This is a genomic window from Streptomyces sp. BV286 (assembly GCF_019090165.1).
In the GTDB taxonomy this organism is placed as follows: Bacteria; Actinomycetota; Actinomycetes; order Streptomycetales; family Streptomycetaceae; genus Streptomyces.
In genome coordinates this window covers 1-16,150 of sequence record NZ_JAHRIB010000069.1, presented here as the reverse complement: position 1 = coordinate 16,150, position 16,150 = coordinate 1, and the positions used below count along the sequence as shown (strand labels likewise).

Below are 16,150 nucleotides of genomic sequence, written 5' to 3'. Positions count from 1 at the left end.
GTGTCGGGGCGGGGGTTTGGTGGAGGGGGGCCGCCGACCGGTAGCCGACGGGCAGCTCCGGGCCGAGGACACCCTGCGCCTGCGGGTCGGTGGCGTCGGACCCGGCCCGCCCTGCGGGGTCCTGGGGCGCAGCGACGGCGTCCGCCGCCGTGCCGTGCGCGGGAGCCGGTCCGGGGTGCTGCACCGGCGGCGCGGGCGCCCAGGGGCCGGGTCCGCCGTACGGCGGCGTGCTGTAGGGGTCCGGATCGTGCAGGGGTCGGGGCCGGTCACCGGGCACGGGCGCACTCGCGTCGTCGCTCACCTCGCCCGGGACCGGTCCGGCGGCCGGACCCGAAGCGGCTCCGGTGTCGCTGTCCGCGACGCCCTCGACCGTGGCGTCCGCGACCGTGGCCGCTCCCGCACGCGCGGGCTTCTCCAGCTCGAAGTCGCCGTCCATGTCGCCCCCGTGAAACCCACTCGGCCCGTCCCCCGCGGAAGCCGCGTCCGCCGGAGCGGAATCCGGCACGTGGGTCCGTGGCCGGCTCCACCACTTCGGTTTCGTGGGCTTCCCCTCGTCCATGCTCTCCCCACACCTGACCCGCGGCACGGCACGTCGGCGATCACCGCGGTACGTCGATCTCCGCGCCCGGATCACTGTGGCGGGCGCGGCCCATCCCTGGATTCAACCAGGTTCACGGGCCGCCGCGCAGAGAGCCCGTTCAGCCGGAGGAGGAAGGCACCGGTGAGGCGGACGGGTCGGAGGACGGCACCGCCGACAGGACGGACGCCTCGAAGTCCGCGCTCGACGACCATGTGGTCAGTGTGACGGGCCGGGCCGGGGCGAGGTGATGCATGAGCGGGGACATGGCGACGGCTCCCGCCACCACGGGAGTGGTCAGCGTGCGCAGCGCGTCCTTGCCCTGCTCGGCCGGGGCGGGGAGCCCGGGCGCCGGCACACCGGGCAGCAGCGGCGCGGACATCTCGGTCTGCGCGCCGCCCTCCCCGGCGAAGGACCGCTGCCCCTGTGCGAGGAGCGGCGCGACGGACCGGCGGCGCTGTGCGTCGGGGTTGGTCGCTCCTCCGGTGCCCGACGTGCGCATCGGCGTCACGTTGCTTCCGGAGCCCGATCCGCCTCGCGCGTCCGTGGTGTCCGCCGGCACACCGGTCGACACCCCGCCGAGCGCGATCGCGGCGAGCGAGACGGCACCGGCCGCGGCGGCCGCGAAGCGAAGGCCCCGGGAGGCCGACCGCTCGGCCTCGCGCCGGCCCATCTCATGGATGCGGAACCCGCGCTGCTCCGAGGGCAGCGCGGCCGCGTGGGGGCCGGAGGGCACGTATCCGAAGGAGTCCGGCGTCATGTCGAAGACCCCGGAGGTTCCGAACGATCCCCGGCCCAGCCGCGGGCTGTCGCCGTCCTGGTCGCCTCCGCCGGGGAGCCCCTGGAGGCGGGCCAGGAAGCTCTCGGACGGGGGCGGCGGGGCGACCTCCGCGAACACGTTCTTCAGGCGTCGCTGCTCGTCGGCCTCCGACTTGCACTTCGCGCAGGTGGCGAGGTGGGCCAGGACGCGCTCACGCGCCTCGTGGCCGAGCTCGCCGTCCACCAGGGCCGAGAGGCGGTCGCCGAGGTGCTGCTCGGCAAGGGGCCCGTCGGCGGGATTCAGCCGTGATCCACTCACGAGCTCGCGCCCCCTCCCCCCAGAGCGGGCACTCCGGTGACCGCGAAACCGCGGCGCTCGGCACGGGCCTCGGGAGAGCGGTGGGCGAGCGCCTTGCGCAGCTGGGAGCGGCCGCGGTGGATCCGGCTGCGGACCGTGCCGAGCTTGACGCCCAGGGTCGCGGCGATCTCCTCGTACGACAGTCCTTCGATGTCGCAGAGGACGACCGCGGCGCGGAACTCCGGTGCGAGCGTGTCGAGGGCCTGCTGGACGTCCGCGTCGAAGTGCGTGTCGTTGAAGACCTGCTGCGGGGACGGCTCGCGGCTGGGCAGACGCTCGGCCGCGTCGTCGCCGAGGGCGTCGAAGCGGATCCGCTGCTTGCGGCGGACCATGTCCAGGAAGAGGTTGGTGGTGATGCGGTGGAGCCAGCCCTCGAAGGTGCCGGGCGTGTAGGTCGACAGCGAGCGGAAGACCCTGACGAAGACTTCCTGGGTCAGGTCCTCGGCGTCGTGCTGGTTGCCCGTCAGGCGGTAGGCGAGCCGGTACACCCGGCCGCTGTGCGTGCTGACGATCTCCTCCCAGGTGGGCGGAGTCCACGCCTGCGAATCCGCGTCGGACGTGAAGGTCGCTGTCTGCGCGGAGTCGGCAGTGTGGGAACGGTCAGCAGTGTTGTTCACGGATTTCGGCTCACCCGCCGATCTGAGCAGGCGCCGGAGCACCCCTCCTCGATCCACAGGTACAGCCGCACCTCCCCTGTCGGCTCTGGTGGTGTCCAGCGGAGCCCCTACCATAGCCACCTCGCCCGTTAGCTCCGGATAAGCGGTTTTACGAGAAATTGATACGCGCTCATATGGCTGCGTCAGCACTTCTTCGGCGTCCTCATCCATCCCCTACCCCCGCGTAGTTCCCCACCCCCTCTAAACGCCCGGTCCCATCTGCGGGTTCCCGGCGGCAACGGATACAGTCACGCCCAGGCAACCACGGGGACAGGAGAGGGCCATTACCGGCAACCGGCTGACGAGCTGGGCGTTCGCCGACGCCTTTGTCGCCGAGGACGAGGCGCTGTACTGGGCCCGGGACCGGGCCCGGGAAGCAGGGCTGCGCTCGGTGTCGCCCGGCACGGGTGCCGCGCTGCGGCTTCTCGCCGCCACCGTGGACGCCAAGGCGGTCGCGGAGATCGGTACCGGAACCGGGGTCTCCGGAATCCATCTGCTGCACGGCATGCGGCCGGACGGCGTACTGACGACCGTGGACCCGGAGCCGGAGCACCAGCAGTTCGCCCGCCAGGCCTTCCGCGCGTCGGGCTTCGCCAGCAACCGGGCGCGCTTCATCCCGGGCCGGGCGCTGGACGTCCTGCCCCGGCTCGCGGACGCGGGGTACGACCTCGTCTTCTGCGACGGTGACCGGCTCGAAAGCCTCGACTACCTCGCTGAATCGTTGCGCCTGCTGAGGTCGGGCGGGCTCGTCGTCTTCGAGGGCGTCTTCGCGAACGGGCGGACGGTGGAGTCGGGCCCGCAGCCCACGGAGGTGCTGCGGCTGCGCGAGCTGCTGCGCACGATCCGCGAGAGCCAGGAGCTGGTCCCCTCACTGCTGCCGGTCGGCGACGGCCTGCTGTGCGCGGTCAAGCGCTGAGCCGGTCTCACCCGCGCGAGCGCCGGACCGCCTCCGAACCACTCTGACCTGCATCGATCCGCACCGACCTTGCGCCGACCTGCGCCGTCGCCGCATCTCCCGCAGGTCGACGCGGCGGCTCTGTACCCCGCCAAAGACAGCTGCCCCGGCATCGCGTTGATGCCGGGGCAGCTGAAGGGTATGGTCGCGTTCCGCGTTAGCCGACGACCTTCTTGAGGGCGTCGCCGAGCGCGTCGGCCTCGTCAGGGGTCAGCTCGACGACGAGCCGACCGCCGCCTTCGAGCGGAACGCGCATGACGATGCCCCGCCCCTCCTTGGTCACCTCGAGCGGGCCATCGCCCGTCCGCGGCTTCATGGCCGCCATGCTCGTTCCCCTTCCTGAAACCAGCTCATCGTCGCCGACGGCCCCACTGAAGGGCACGCGTCCACCCGTCGGACACGCGTCACCGGCATCGAACACATTGCTTCCCAGCCATTATCCCGCATCTCAGGACCCGATGACCAACATCAGTCGGCATCGCTTGCGCAACGCAGTTGAGCAAAACCACTCAATTCGGCGAAGTGGCTGCGATACTCCGCCACTGCATGGACTTTCGGGCACCGGAATTCTTTGACGCAGGTCACATGTACGAACGCCGCCGGTCATCGTGATCTCCGCCATGCTGTCCTCAGACCAGTGCGTACCGACGGGTACGCACGAGCCGCGACACCGGAGGGGACCATCATGGCCGACACCGTGCTCTACGAGGTGAGCGACGGACTCGCGACGATCACGCTGAACCGCCCCGAGGCGATGAACGCGATGAACAACGAGACCAAGGTCGCCCTCCGCGAGGCGGCTCAGGCGGCAGCGGCGGACGACTCCGTACGGGCCGTGCTGCTCACCGCGGCGGGCGACCGGGCGTTCTGTGTGGGCCAGGACCTCAAGGAGCACATCGGCGGGCTGATGACGGCGCGCGCGTCCGGCTCGGGCGGGGGTGTCATGAGCACGGTCCAGGAGCACTACAACCCGATCGTGCGGGCCCTGACCGGGGCGGCGAAGCCGGTGGTGGCCGCGGTCAACGGCGTCGCGGCCGGCGCGGGTTTCGGGTTCGCGCTCGCCGCGGACTATCGCGTCGTCGCCGACACGGCCGCCTTCAACACGTCGTTCGCCGGTGTCGCGCTGACCGCGGACTCCGGGATCTCGTGGACGCTGCCCCGGGTCGTCGGGCCCTCGCGTGCGGCTGATCTCCTGCTCTTCCCGCGCAGCATCACCGCTCAGGAGGCGTACGAGCTGGGGATCGCCAACCGCGTCGTGCCGTCCGCCGACCTGGCCGCCGAGGCGGTGAAGGTGGCCCGGGGCCTGGCCGAGGGGCCCACTCTGGCGTATGCCGCGCTCAAGGAGTCCCTCGCCTACGGGCTCGCCCACTCGCTGGAGGAGACCCTGGAGAAGGAGGACGAGCTGCAGACCCGGGCCGGGTCCTCCGAGGACCACATGATCGCCGTGCAGGCGTTCGTCAACAAGGAGAAGCCGAAGTACCTGGGGCGGTGACGCTTCGCTTCGCCGGATCGGGCCGGATCAGGTGGCGCCGGCCCCCTATGGGGTGCCTTTCCTGGACACGCAGTCCGCCAAGTGGTCGTCGACCAGGCCGCAGGCCTGCATCAGGGCGTAGGCCGTCGTCGGGCCCACGAAGCGGATGCCCTGCTTCTTGAGGGCCTTGGAGAGGGCCGTCGACTCGTCGGTCACGGCCGGGACGTCGGACAGCCCCTTCGGGGCCGGGCGCGCCGCCGGGTCGGGGGCGAAGGACCAGATCAGTTCGTCCAGCTCGCCCGGCGTCCATCCGGCCAGTACGCGCGCGTTGGCGACGGTCGCCTCGATCTTGGCGCGGTTGCGGATGATGCCCGGGTCGGCGAGGAGGCGCTCCTTGTCGGCGTCCGTGAAGGCGGCGACGTCGGCGATCCTGAAGCCGGCGAAGGCGGTGCGGAAGCCCTCGCGGCGGCGCAGGATCGTGATCCAGGACAGGCCCGACTGGAAGGCCTCCAGACACAGCCGCTCGTACAACGCGTCGTCGCCGTGGACCGGGCGGCCCCACTCCTCGTCGTGGTACGCCACGTAGTCCTCGGCCGACAGGGCCCAGGGGCAGCGCAGTGCCCCGTCCGGGCCCGGCAGGGCGTCGCTCACCGGTGGTCCTCGTCGGCGGGCTTGTCCAGGGAGGCGGCCTGGATCGAGCGGGCGGAGCGGGCTCCGGCCAGCGCGGCCTCCAGGTCGGCGATCCGGGCGTCCCGCTCGGCCAGTTCGGCACCGAGGCGGCCCAGGGCGTCGTCCACGTCGGTCATGCGGTAGCCGCGCAGGGTCAGCGGGAAGCGCAGTGCCTCCACGTCGCCGCGGTGCAGCGGGCGGTCCGGGGGCAGCGGGTCCCGCAGGCGCTCCGGCGGCACCTCGGTGAGGGGGCCGCCGCTGTCACCGCCCCCCACCACGGAGAGGGTCACCGCGCCGACCACGACGACGAGGGCGACGACCAGGAACAGGAACATGAACATCTCTGAGGTCCCCACGCATCGATGCCGACGCGGAGCGCGCCGGCGCGGAAAGTGTCAGGCACCGATCGTGCCATGCCGCTCCGGCGGTTAGGGTCACAGGCGGCGGAACGGCGACATCCGCTGACGGCTACCGGGAGAGGTCACAGGGGATGCTCAGGCTGGGCAGGCGCGAGTTCGGCGCGCACGAGCCGGTGATCATGGCGATCGTGAACCGGACCCCGGACTCCTTCTACGACCAGGGGGCCACCTTCCGCGACGAGCCGGCGCTCGCGCGCGTGGAGCAGGCGGTGGCCGAGGGCGCCGCCATCATCGACATCGGGGGCGTCAAGGCCGGGCCGGGCGAGGAGGTCACGGCCGAGGAGGAGGCGCGGCGGACCGTCGGGTTCGTCGCCGAGGTGCGGCGCCGCTTCCCCGACGTGGTCATCAGCGTCGACACCTGGCGGCACGAGGTGGGCGAGGCCGTGTGCGAGGCGGGCGCAGACCTGCTCAACGACGCGTGGGGCGGGGTCGATCCGCGGCTCGCGGAGGTCGCCGGGCGGTACGGGGTGGGCCTCGTGTGCACGCACGCCGGTGAGACCCAGCCCCGGACGCGCCCCCACCGCATCGCGTACGACGACGTCATGGCGGACATCCTGCGGGTGACGTCGGCGCTGGCCGAGCGGGCCGTGGCGGCCGGGGTGCCGCGGGAGTCGGTGCTCATCGATCCCGGGCACGACTTCGGCAAGAACACGCGGCACAGTCTCGAGGCCACGCGGCGGCTCGGGGAGATGGTCGGGACCGGGTGGCCCGTGCTGGTCTCCCTGTCCAACAAGGACTTCGTGGGTGAGACGCTCGACCGGCCGGTGAAGGAGCGGGTGACCGGCACGCTCGCGACGACCGCCGTGTCCGCGTGGCTGGGGGCCCAGGTGTACCGGGTCCACGAGGTGGCCGAGACGCGTCAGGTGCTGGACATGGTGATGTCGATCGCCGGGCACCGGCCACCGGCGGTGGCCCGGCGGGGACTGGCGTAGAGCCCGGCCCCTCGGCCCCGCCCCTCGCCCGCCACGCCCCGGTGGGCGGGACGGGCGAGGGCGAAGGCCGTGCTACCTCCCCGCCTCCTTCGACACCAGTGCCACCGCCTCGTCCACGTCGTCCGTGAGGTGGAACAGCAGCAGGTCCTTCTCCGAGGCCTTGCCCTGGGCGATCAGGGTGTTCTTCAGCCAGTCCACCAGCCCGCCCCAGTACTCCGTACCGAAGAGCACGATCGGGAAGCTGGTCACCTTCTGGGTCTGCACGAGGGTGAGGGCCTCGAAGAGCTCGTCGAGGGTGCCGAGCCCACCGGGAAGGACCACGAACCCCTGCGCGTACTTCACGAACATCATCTTGCGGACGAAGAAGTAGCGGAAGTTGAGGCCGATGTCGACGTACGGGTTGAGCCCCTGCTCGAAGGGCAGCTCGATACCGAGGCCGACGGAGATGCCCTTCGCCTCGCAGGCACCCTTGTTGGCGGCCTCCATGGCACCGGGGCCGCCGCCCGTGATCACGGCGAAGCCCGCCTCGACCAGTCCACGGCCCAGCGCGACCCCCGCCTCGTACTCGGGAGAGTCCGCCGGTGTGCGGGCCGAGCCGAACACGCTGATCGCGGGCGGGAGTTCGGCGAGTGTTCCGAAGCCCTCGATGAACTCCGACTGGATGCGCAGGACCCGCCAGGGATCGGTGTGCACCCAGTCCGAGGGTCCGCCGGCGTCCAGCAGCCGCTGGTCCGTCGTACTCGCCTGCACCTGCTCCCGCCTGCGCAGCACGGGGCCCAGCCGCTGCTCCTCCGGTGGCTGCTTGCTGCCCTCGGGGTTGCCGGTTGCCATATCCGCTCCCTCCGCTTGGCGATCGTTCCTCCTCAGCGTAGATCTACGCGGGTCAAGGAGGGGGGAAGCGGGCATGTCCGCCACGAACCGCCACGGCACGGCCGCCGGACCGGGAGGCCGCCTCAGGCCGTGAGCCAGGCCCGCAGCCGCTCCTCGCCCGCCAGGATCTTGCCCGTTTCGACATGTTCGTCCCGCTTGTGCGCCAAGTGCGGATTGCCCGGCCCGTAGTTGACGGCCGGAACACCGAGGGCGCTGAAGCGGGAGACGTCGGTCCAGCCGAACTTGGGCTGCGGGGTGCCCCCGACGGCCTCGATGAAGGCGGCGGCGGCCGGGTGGGACAGGCCGGGCAGCGCCGCGCCGCTGTGGTCGTCGACGACGAACTCGTCGACACCGCAGTCGGCGAAGACCTCACGGACGTGGGCGAGCGCCTCCTCCTCGCCGCGGTCGGGCGCGTAACGGAAGTTGACGGTCACCACGCACTCGTCGGGGATGACGTTGCCCGCCACCCCGCCCGAGATCCCGACGGCGTTCAGACCCTCGCGGTACTCGAGGCCGTCGATGACCGGGCGGCGCGGCTCGTAGGAGGCGAGGCGCGCGAGGATCGGGGAGGCCGCGTGGATGGCGTTGGAGCCCATCCAGCCGCGCGCGGAGTGCGCCCGCTCGCCCTTGGTCCGCAGCAGCACCCGCAGGGTTCCCTGGCAGCCGCCCTCGACCTGTCCGTCGGACGGCTCCAGCAGGACCGCGAAGTCGCCCGCCAGCCAGTCGGGGTGGGCCTCGGCCACATGCCTGAGGCCGTTCAGGTGTGCGGCGACCTCTTCGTTGTCGTAGAAGACGAAGGTGAGGTCGCGGTTGGGGGCCGGCACCGTGGCCGCGATCCGCAGCTGCACCGCGACGCCCGACTTCATGTCGCAGGTGCCGCAGCCCCAGAGCACGCCGTTCTCGTCCAGCCGCGAGGGCACGTTGTCCGCGATGGGCACCGTGTCGATGTGTCCGGCCAGGATCACGCGCTCGGCCCGGCCCAGGTTCGTCCGCGCGACGACGTTGTTGCCGTAGCGGTCGACCGTGAGGTGCGGCAGGCCGCGCAGGGCGGTCTCGACGGCGTCCGCGAGGGGCTTCTCGGTGCCGCTCTCCGAGGGGAAGTCGACGAGCTGCGCGGTGAGCCGGGCGGCGTCCAGGGTGAGGTCAAGCGGGGTGTCGGCCATGCCGTCGACCCTAACGCGCCGGGCCGTACGGGCCTGCCCGGCCCGGACCCCGCCGGCTTGTCCACAACCTCACAGAGCGCCGACAGTACTCTCCAGTACCTTGTACGGGTGCCAGAGCCGTCCACCACTCCAGCCACCCCCGTGCGCCGCGGTCGCTTCCTCCGTTTCGGATCGGCCCTCGTCGTTCTGCTCGGCGTCGCGGGGTACCTCACCGTGCAGTACCTGACCGGAGGGACCGGGGTGCCCAAGTGCACGGTGGTCTCGGGCAGAGGCGACGGCGCGTCGTACGAGTTCACGGCGGAACAGGCGGTGAACGCGGCGACGATCTCCGCGGTCGGCGCCAACCGCCGCATGCCCGAGCGGGCCGTCACGATCGCTCTCGCGACGGCCCTCCAGGAGTCCGCCCTGCGCAACATCAGCCATGGCGACCGGGATTCACTGGGTCTCTTCCAGCAGCGGCCCTCGCAGGGCTGGGGCACCGAGAAGGAGATCATGGACCCGACGTACGCGGCGAGCGAGTTCTACGAACACCTGGGCAAGGTGCCGGACTACACGCGGCTGCCGCTCACCGTCGCCGCCCAGCGTGTCCAGCGCAGCGGCTACCCGGAGGCGTACGCGAAGCACGAGCCGGACGCGACGCTCCTGGCGGCGGCCCTGACCGGGCGCGCCGCCGCCACGCTCACCTGCGAGGGCCGCCCGGACACCCGGCCCGGCGGCCCGGAGGCGGTGCGCACGGCGCTCGTACGGGACTTCGGACGTGGGGTGTTCCAGGAGGCGGGCGCCGAGGTGGCCGCCACCCCGTCCGCCGCCGGCTCGGCCTCCCCGTCCACCGGGGCGAGCGGCTCGAGCAGTGCGCGCACGGTGACCGTGCCCGTCCCGAAGACCTCGGCCGCCGGGGGCGGGGAGCGGCAGCGCGGCTGGGCCCTCGCGCACTGGGCGGTGGCCAACTCCTCGGCGCTGCACCTCGAGCGGGTCTCGTACGCGGGCCGGGTGTGGACGGCGGGGAACACCCGGAGCGAGTGGCGGGACGACGACCCGGCCTCCCGGAACTCCACGGGCGAAGTCCGAATCGTCACTGGGCAGTAGTACGGACGATCACCCGTTGGGGTCACTCCCGGCGTGCCATGTCGACGGCTCGCCCCGATGTTCCCCCGGCCTGCGCCGCTCCTGTCCCGTGCACGGCAAATCCCTTGGGAACAAAGGGCCGTAGGGATTCGGCGGACTTTCCCACCGGGTGTTCTTTGCCCGGGTTTCTCCACAGCCGATAATGCGACGCATTACCAACTCTTTACGTTGGGGCACCGCAACCTTCGCGGACTTCGAGCGGTAGTCACTGCGTCCGAGCCCGGAACGATCAACAGCCGGTCGATCGACAGCAGTCCGACAGCCAGTCGGTCAACTGCCGGGCACGGCGGAACACTTCATCGTTCTCTTCCGTCAAAGGAGCACCATGTCCCTCCCCCTGACCCGTCGGATCGCCCGTACCGCGCTGCTCATCGCAGCGGGAGTGGCGCCCGTGGTCGGTGCGGCCGGCTCCGCGAGCGCGGCCGAGCTGCCGGCCACCCCCGACCTCGGCGGGGTGACCGCGCTGGACAACGCGGGTACCACCGTCGACGGTGCCGCACAGAACGCCACCGGCCTGGCCGGCAACACGGGCGGCAAGGCCGTGAAGAAGGCCGTCCCGACCGCGGGCAAGACGGGCGGCAAGGCCGTCAAGACCGCGACGCCCGCCGCGCAGAAGACCGCCGGGGACGTCGCCGGGACCACGGGTGACGTGCTCGGTGACACCGCGGGATCCGCCACCGGTGGGGGCCTGCCGACCGACGCGGTCTCCAAGGGCGGGCTGCCGACCGAGCAGCTCCCGCTGAAGGGCCTGCCCCTCGGCTAGTCACCGGGACGGCACGGCGAAGGGGCCCAGGGATGCTTCCCTGGGCCCCTTCGCCTGTGTCCGGCGGGTCCGCCGGGGCCCGCGGAAAGGACTCCCCTAGCGAGGCGCCAGGCGCTGTACCGCCGCTCGTACGCGTTCGTCGGTCGCCGTCAGAGCCACCCGTACGAACCTCTCGCCCGCCGGGCCGTAGAAGTCGCCGGGGGCCACCAGGATGCCGAGGGCGGCCAGGTGGGCCACCGTGTCCCAGCAGGACTCGCCCCGGGTCGCCCAGAGGTACAGGCTCGCCTCGCTGTGCTCGATGCGGAAGCCGTGCCGCACGAGGGCGTCGCGGAGGAGCTGACGACGCGCCGCGTACCGCTCGCGCTGTTCACGGACGTGGGTGTCGTCGGCGAGGGCGGCGACCGTGGCGGCCTGCGTGGGCGCGGACGTCATCATGCCGCCGTGCTTGCGGATCTGCAGGAGGTCGCCGAGGACGGCGGGGTCGCCGGCCAGGAACGCCGCCCGGTAGCCCGCCAGGTTGGACCGCTTCGACAGCGAGTGGACCGCCACGATCCCCTCGTACGAGCCGCCGCACACCTCGGGGTGCAGGACCGAGACCGGGTCGGCCTCCCAGCCCAGTTCCAGGTAGCACTCGTCCGCGAAAACGAGGATGCCGTGCTCGCGCGCCCACGCGACGATCCGCTCGAGCTCACCCGCGGAGAGGACCCGGCCCGTCGGGTTGGACGGGGAGTTGAGCCACAGCAGCTTCAGGCCGGCCGGGTCCAGCTCGGTGGGGTCGTCGTAGGCCACGTGGTCCGCGCGGGCCAGCCTGGCACCGACCTCGTACGTCGGGTACGCCAGACGCGGGTACGCCACCCTGTCGCCGGGGCCGAGCCCCAGCTGCGTCGGCAGCCAGGCCACCAGCTCCTTGGAGCCGACCACCGGCAGGACGTTGCGGTGTGTGAGGTCCCGTGCGCCCAGCCGTCGCTCGCACCAGCCGACCAGCGCGTCCCGCAGCTCCGGGGTGCCCCACACCGTGGGATAGCCGGGCGAGTCGGCGGCCGCGACCAGGGCTTTCTGGATCAGGTCGGGCACCGGGTCGACCGGGGTGCCGACGGACAGGTCGACGATGCCGTCCGGGTGGGCGGCGGCCGTCGCCTTGAAGGGCTCCAGCTTGTCCCAGGGAAAGGCGGGAAGCCGGTCGGAGACTGCGGACACGGGTTCTGCTCACTTTCTCGCCCGGACGGGCCCGTCCGGGCGCACGTGTGGCGCGTGCGGCAAACACGGCGGTCCCGCACGGCGGTGTGGCCGTACGGGACCGGGGCGGCGCTCACCCGGCCGCCGCCGGGCGGGGCCGCGAGCGCGCGGACCGCCTACTGGTTCTGCGGCGGCAGCGCTGCGACGAAGGGGTGGTCGCGCTCGATGAGTCCCAGCTTGCTGGCACCGCCGGGCGAGCCGAGCTCGTCGAAGAACTCGACGTTCGCCTTGTAGTAGTCCTTCCACTCCTCGGGAGTGTCGTCCTCGTAGAAGATCGCCTCGACCGGGCAGACCGGCTCACAGGCACCACAGTCGACGCATTCGTCCGGGTGGATGTACAAGGACCGGGAGCCCTCGTAGATGCAGTCGACCGGGCATTCCTCGATGCACGCCTTGTCCTTGACGTCGACACAAGGCTGCGCGATGACGTAGGTCACGCTGTCGTTCCTCCTCGATAGGGCGCTGGCGAGCCGTCTTCAGGCTCCGCCACCTGGCGCGCGGGAGCGCGGCGTCGTCGATGCCCGCACCTAGTATCTCCGTTCCTGGGCATGATCCGAACAGGAGGGTTGGACTGAGCTGTGGATTTCTCCGCACACTTCCGGCTTGAGGTTCGCGTTACCGCTGCTGACGTGGGAAAACGCGTCTCGGTGCGACGGTTGCGCGAAGGGGCTCCCGAGAGTGAGAAGTTCACCGACACGGTCGGTGTTCTCACATCATGGGACAACGGTGTGCTGCTGATCACACGCCGGTCCGGTGAGAGCGTCCGGATTCCGGAATCGGCGCTGGTGGCGGGCAAGGTCGTACCGTCCGCGCCCGCCCGGCGCAGAGGCCCCGCGGCCTCGTACGAGGAGCTGGCGCGCATCGCCGCGCGGGCCTGGCAGCCGGTGGAGCGGGAGCGGCTCGGGCAGTGGGAGCTGCGGGCCGCGGCCGGTTTCACCCGGCGCGCCAACTCGGTGCTGCCCCTCGGCGATCCGGGTGTGCCCCTGGACGAGGCGCTGTCCCGCGTGCGGGAGTGGTACGCGGCCCGGGGGCTGCCCGCCTACACGCAGACCGCGACGGGCGCCGAGGGCACCCAGGAGTCGCTGTGCGCGGAGCTGGAGGCCCGGGGGTGGGTGCGCGAGGTGACGGCGGAGCTGTGGACCGGCGCGCTGGCGCCGGTGGGCGACCTCCCGGAACCCGGACCGGAGCGGCGGGCCGTGCTGTCCCGCGAGGCGGACGAGGGGTGGCTGGGCCGCTACCAGCGCAAGGGGGTGAGCGAGGTGGCCCTGAAGGTGCTGGGCAGCGGTCCCTCGGTGTGGTTCGCGACCGTGCCCGGTGACCTGCCGGGCAGTCCGGCGGCGATCGGCCGCTGCGTGGTCGACGGCCGCTGGGCCGGGTTCGCCGCGGTGGAGGTGGACCCCGCGCTGCGCCGACAGGGGCTCGCCACCACCGTCATGACCGCCCTGGCCCGCCGCGCCCTGGACGAGGGCGCCTCGGCCGCCTGGCTCCAGGTCGAGGCCGGGAACGCGGGAGCCCGGGCGCTGTACGCAGGGATGGGTTTCGCCGCCCACCACGCGTACCACCACTACCGCGAGCCGGCCCCGGCCCCGACCCCGGCCCCGCAGGAGGCCGCCCCCGCGAGGGCCGCGGCGAACGGCGCGACCGGCCACGACGCTCCCGCGCCCGACCACCCCGCGGACGCGCCCCGCACAGGCCTCGACACCCTCCGCGGGGAACTGCGTGGCGGAGCCACGGACCGGTATCGATCGGCGTGAAAGGGCACGAAGCAGCTATGCGTCCTCTTCATCCTCCCGGGCCGGAGCGGAGCGCCGAGTGGCGGCGGCGGTTCGGCGACGAGGCACGGGCCGAGCGCCCCGACCTGTCGGCCCTGTGTCTGCTGGTGGGCGCGCAGGCGGACGGCGAGGTGACCGAGGCCGGTCTGGACGCGGCGCAGATCGAGCTGGACCGGCTGGCCGGGGAGCTGCCGTTCCGTCCCGGCGGGCCGCGGCGCTGGGCCACGGTCCTCGCGGAGCACCTCGGCGGCCGTCTCGGGTTCCGCGGTACGCCCGGTGACTACCAGCGCCTGGACTCCTCCCTGCTGCACGAGGTGCTGCGGCGCCGCCGCGGGCTGCCCATCCTGCTCTCGGTGGTGTGGATGGAGGTCGCGCGGAGGGCCGGGGCGCCCGTCTACGGGGTCGCCCTGCCCGGTCACTTCGTCGTCGGCTTCGGTCCGCCCGAGGAACAGGTCCTCGCCGACCCCTTCGACGGCGGCCGGGTCCTGACCGGGACCGACGCCGACCTGCTGGTGGCCGGTGCCACCGGAGCACCGCTCGACCCGTCGATGCTGTCGCCCGCCGATCCGCTCGACGTCGTCCTGCGCATCCTCAACAACATCCGCGCCTGGGCCGCCGCCCGTCCCGAGCGCTCGGACGTCGCCCTCTGGGCCGTCGACTTCTCCCTCCTGCTGCCCTCGCACCCGGCCCGCCTCCGCTACGAGCGTGCCCAACTGCTCGTCCAGCGCGGCGACTTCCTCACGGGCGCCACGGAACTGGATTCGTACGCGGAGATCGTGGCCGCCGTCGACGAACCGGCGGCCGACCGGGTACGCCGCCAGGCCCACGCGGCCCGCGCGATGCTCAACTGAGGTCCCCTCGGGGCGCCTTGGCCGTCGGCAGTTCCAGCGCCCGTGCCACCGCCGGAGGAAGGCGGGACGCCCGGACAGGACGAGAGGGCACCCGGTCATCACCGGGTGCCCCCTCGACGGGCCGAAAAGCCGGCGCAGCGGCCCTAGCTGGGGTCGGTCTCGATCACGCCGACACGGTCCGCCGCCGTCTTGCCGGCGAGCGCCGGGCGCAGTGCGCCCACCACGTCCTGGGGGGTCACGGCGGTCTTGTTGCCGTTGCCCCGCGTGATCAGCACACCGTCGAACGCGCCGCCGTACAGCTCCTTCAGCGCGGCCAGGTCGTAGTAGTCGACCAGCTTGCCCCCGTCGGTGGCCTTGACGCCGAGGAACTTCCACAGGGAGTTCTCGGGGCTGAACTGGACCACCGCCGAGCCCGCCTTGACGGTCACGAGACCCGACATCGCCGGCTGCGCGAACTCCTTCATCATGCGGTCGACCTCGGCCTTGGTGACCTTGGGCTCCCTGGCCGTGGTGGGCACCTTCACGGCGGCCGACTTCCCGGTCTCCACCTGTGTGCGGTACGCCGTCTCGACGGCCTCCGTGGACCGGCCGATGTCGATGCCCTTGCCCGCCTTGCCGTAGACGGCGACGGCCTTGCCCGACTCGAACTTGATCGTGCCCTCGGTCGCCGAGCCGGAGCCGCCCGCTGCCCGTTCCAGGGCGGCGGCGAGCTTCTCCTCGTCGACCGGCATCACCGGGGCGACGACGCGCTCGTTGCCGAACAGGGAGCCGATCACCGAGACGGGGTTGTAGTCGCTGCCCGCGGCGGCCCGCACGGTGGCCTGGCTGTCGAGCTGGAGTCCGGCCTGGTCCGGCTTGAGCGCGACGGTGTCGCCGTCGACCGAGAGCTGGAGCGGCTTGGCCGCAGGCGCCTTGAAGGCGTCGTCGAGCTTCTGGACGGCCTCGTCACGGGTGCCGCCGCCGATGTCGACACCGAGCACGCTGGTGCCCTTGGGCACGTCGGAGTGGTTCATGAGCAGTCCGGCGCCGTACGCGAGACCGCCCAGGGTCACCACTCCGGTGACCAGGAGCACCAGTTTGTTGCGCCCCTTCTTCTTCTTGGGCCGCGAGGCGGCGGGCGCGGCCGGCGAGACCGGGTCGGGCAGCTTCGGGGCCTGGTGCGGCACCGGTCCGTCGGAGTGCGCGCCCGGTCCGAACGGAGAGTTCGGGGCCGGGGGCACGACGGGAATGCCGCTGGTCAGGGTGTGTCCCGAGACGTTCTCACCGGCGCCGCCGTAGCCCTGGCCACCCGGTTCGGGCGCGGGCTTCTGCGGGGTGAGGATCGCGGTGTCGTCGCTCATCACGCCACCGGGACGGCCGGTCCCGACGGGTCCGCCGGGGAAGGCGGAGCCGCTCTGGGCGCCCTTGCCACCGGGGAATCCCGAGACGTCCGGACCGCCGGGAGCACCATGGGCACCGGGGCCGCCGGGCGCGCCCGGTCCGCCGGGACCGCTGTGGCCGCCCGGTCCGCCGGGTCCGCCGGGTCCGCCGGGCGCACGATGGCCGCCCGGACCGCCAGGACCGCCGGGGAACGC

16 protein-coding genes and 2 pseudogenes are annotated in these 16,150 nt (G+C 72.5%); 7 read left to right on the top strand and 11 right to left on the bottom strand.

Annotated features, from left to right (window positions below; translation table 11 throughout):
- From KUF83_RS10295 to sigE, 3 genes and pseudogenes are all read right to left on the bottom strand, one after another.
- Window positions 1-436, bottom strand: a pseudogene (locus KUF83_RS10295) (protease); the annotation flags it as partial.
- 262 nt (window positions 437-698) lie between these two features.
- Entirely contained in the window at window positions 699-1,655 is a 957-nt protein-coding gene (locus KUF83_RS10290) for an anti-sigma factor (RefSeq protein WP_217454306.1), read from the bottom strand.
- On the bottom strand, window positions 1,652-2,353 hold the full coding sequence (gene sigE / locus KUF83_RS10285; RefSeq protein WP_217454308.1) for an RNA polymerase sigma factor SigE: 702 nt from the start codon (window positions 2,351-2,353) through the stop codon (window positions 1,652-1,654). The genes KUF83_RS10290 and sigE overlap by 4 nt, the downstream gene beginning before the upstream one ends.
- Before the next feature lie 214 nt (window positions 2,354-2,567).
- Between sigE and KUF83_RS10280 the strand changes: the two genes are divergently transcribed.
- The gene (locus KUF83_RS10280; protein ID WP_308402959.1) at window positions 2,568-3,266 is read left to right on the top strand and encodes an O-methyltransferase; all 699 of its coding nucleotides are present in this window, start codon (window positions 2,568-2,570) and stop codon (window positions 3,264-3,266) included.
- 196 nt (window positions 3,267-3,462) lie between these two features.
- Here the strand turns inward: KUF83_RS10280 and KUF83_RS10275 are convergent, their stop codons facing one another.
- Window positions 3,463-3,630, bottom strand: coding sequence for a DUF3117 domain-containing protein (locus KUF83_RS10275; protein ID WP_003966491.1), 168 nt, complete (start codon window positions 3,628-3,630; stop codon window positions 3,463-3,465).
- Between the two features lie 360 nt (window positions 3,631-3,990).
- Here KUF83_RS10275 and KUF83_RS10270 point away from each other — a divergent pair, with 360 nt between their 5' ends.
- Entirely contained in the window at window positions 3,991-4,797 is an 807-nt protein-coding gene (locus KUF83_RS10270; protein ID WP_217454305.1) for an enoyl-CoA hydratase/isomerase family protein, read from the top strand.
- A gap of 45 nt (window positions 4,798-4,842) precedes the next feature.
- On the opposite strand, the gene KUF83_RS10265 is transcribed toward KUF83_RS10270, so the two are convergent.
- On the bottom strand, window positions 4,843-5,427 hold the full coding sequence (locus tag KUF83_RS10265; protein ID WP_217454304.1) for a DNA-3-methyladenine glycosylase I: 585 nt from the start codon (window positions 5,425-5,427) through the stop codon (window positions 4,843-4,845).
- Window positions 5,424-5,786, bottom strand: coding sequence for a DivIVA domain-containing protein (locus tag KUF83_RS10260; RefSeq protein WP_217454303.1), 363 nt, complete (start codon window positions 5,784-5,786; stop codon window positions 5,424-5,426). Before KUF83_RS10260 ends, KUF83_RS10265 begins: the two co-directional genes overlap by 4 nt.
- A 149-nt stretch (window positions 5,787-5,935) precedes the next feature.
- Here KUF83_RS10260 and folP point away from each other — a divergent pair, with 149 nt between their 5' ends.
- Window positions 5,936-6,796 carry a dihydropteroate synthase gene (gene folP, locus KUF83_RS10255; RefSeq protein WP_217454302.1) on the top strand — a complete coding sequence of 287 codons (861 nt, stop codon included), beginning with the start codon at window positions 5,936-5,938 and terminating at the stop codon, window positions 6,794-6,796.
- 72 nt (window positions 6,797-6,868) lie between these two features.
- On the opposite strand, the gene KUF83_RS10250 is transcribed toward folP, so the two are convergent.
- Both KUF83_RS10250 and dapE read right to left on the bottom strand, forming a co-directional pair.
- Window positions 6,869-7,627 (bottom strand): TIGR00730 family Rossman fold protein, encoded by a 759-nt coding sequence (locus KUF83_RS10250; protein ID WP_217454301.1) that lies wholly within the window; start codon window positions 7,625-7,627, stop codon window positions 6,869-6,871.
- A gap of 122 nt (window positions 7,628-7,749) precedes the next feature.
- Entirely contained in the window at window positions 7,750-8,829 is a 1,080-nt protein-coding gene (dapE, locus tag KUF83_RS10245; RefSeq protein ID WP_217454300.1) for a succinyl-diaminopimelate desuccinylase, read from the bottom strand.
- Between the two features lie 108 nt (window positions 8,830-8,937).
- Here dapE and KUF83_RS10240 point away from each other — a divergent pair, with 108 nt between their 5' ends.
- Together KUF83_RS10240 and KUF83_RS10235 are read left to right on the top strand one after the other, a co-directional pair.
- Window positions 8,938-9,915, top strand: a complete 978-nt coding sequence (locus KUF83_RS10240) for a heavy metal transporter (protein ID WP_217454299.1) — start codon at window positions 8,938-8,940, stop codon at window positions 9,913-9,915.
- A gap of 364 nt (window positions 9,916-10,279) precedes the next feature.
- Window positions 10,280-10,717, top strand: a complete 438-nt coding sequence (locus KUF83_RS10235; protein ID WP_217454298.1) for an ATP-binding protein — start codon at window positions 10,280-10,282, stop codon at window positions 10,715-10,717.
- A 96-nt stretch (window positions 10,718-10,813) separates the two neighbouring features.
- Here the strand turns inward: KUF83_RS10235 and KUF83_RS10230 are convergent, their stop codons facing one another.
- Both KUF83_RS10230 and fdxA read right to left on the bottom strand, forming a co-directional pair.
- Window positions 10,814-11,914 (bottom strand): bifunctional succinyldiaminopimelate transaminase/glutamate-prephenate aminotransferase, encoded by a 1,101-nt coding sequence (locus KUF83_RS10230; protein ID WP_217454297.1) that lies wholly within the window; start codon window positions 11,912-11,914, stop codon window positions 10,814-10,816.
- Between the two features lie 155 nt (window positions 11,915-12,069).
- The gene (gene fdxA, locus KUF83_RS10225; RefSeq protein WP_019058397.1) at window positions 12,070-12,390 is read right to left on the bottom strand and encodes a ferredoxin; all 321 of its coding nucleotides are present in this window, start codon (window positions 12,388-12,390) and stop codon (window positions 12,070-12,072) included.
- Between the two features lie 192 nt (window positions 12,391-12,582).
- Between fdxA and KUF83_RS10220 the strand changes: the two genes are divergently transcribed.
- Both KUF83_RS10220 and KUF83_RS10215 read left to right on the top strand, forming a co-directional pair.
- Window positions 12,583-13,707: a GNAT family N-acetyltransferase gene (locus tag KUF83_RS10220; RefSeq protein WP_374106034.1), complete on the top strand. Its 1,125-nt coding sequence runs from the start codon at window positions 12,583-12,585 to the stop codon at window positions 13,705-13,707.
- Between the two features lie 17 nt (window positions 13,708-13,724).
- Window positions 13,725-14,576, top strand: a complete 852-nt coding sequence (locus KUF83_RS10215) for a transglutaminase-like domain-containing protein (RefSeq protein ID WP_217454295.1) — start codon at window positions 13,725-13,727, stop codon at window positions 14,574-14,576.
- Window positions 14,577-14,719: 143 nt separating this feature from the next.
- Here KUF83_RS10215 and KUF83_RS10210 read toward each other — a convergent pair.
- Window positions 14,720-16,150, bottom strand: a pseudogene (locus tag KUF83_RS10210) (hypothetical protein); the annotation flags it as partial.

Bases quoted from the DNA above. Each gene is read 5' to 3' on its own strand.
- KUF83_RS10275 (WP_003966491.1), bottom strand. From the start codon at position 3,630: ATGGCGGCCATGAAGCCGCGGACGGGCGATGGCCCGCTCGAGGTGACC.
- KUF83_RS10270 (WP_217454305.1), top strand. From the start codon at position 3,991: ATGGCCGACACCGTGCTCTACGAGGTGAGCGACGGACTCGCGACGATC.
- KUF83_RS10260 (WP_217454303.1), bottom strand. From the start codon at position 5,786: ATGTTCATGTTCCTGTTCCTGGTCGTCGCCCTCGTCGTCGTGGTCGGC.
- folP (WP_217454302.1), top strand. From the start codon at position 5,936: ATGCTCAGGCTGGGCAGGCGCGAGTTCGGCGCGCACGAGCCGGTGATC.
- KUF83_RS10250 (WP_217454301.1), bottom strand. From the start codon at position 7,627: ATGGCAACCGGCAACCCCGAGGGCAGCAAGCAGCCACCGGAGGAGCAG.
- dapE (WP_217454300.1), bottom strand. From the start codon at position 8,829: ATGGCCGACACCCCGCTTGACCTCACCCTGGACGCCGCCCGGCTCACC.
- KUF83_RS10235 (WP_217454298.1), top strand. From the start codon at position 10,280: ATGTCCCTCCCCCTGACCCGTCGGATCGCCCGTACCGCGCTGCTCATC.
- KUF83_RS10215 (WP_217454295.1), top strand. From the start codon at position 13,725: ATGCGTCCTCTTCATCCTCCCGGGCCGGAGCGGAGCGCCGAGTGGCGG.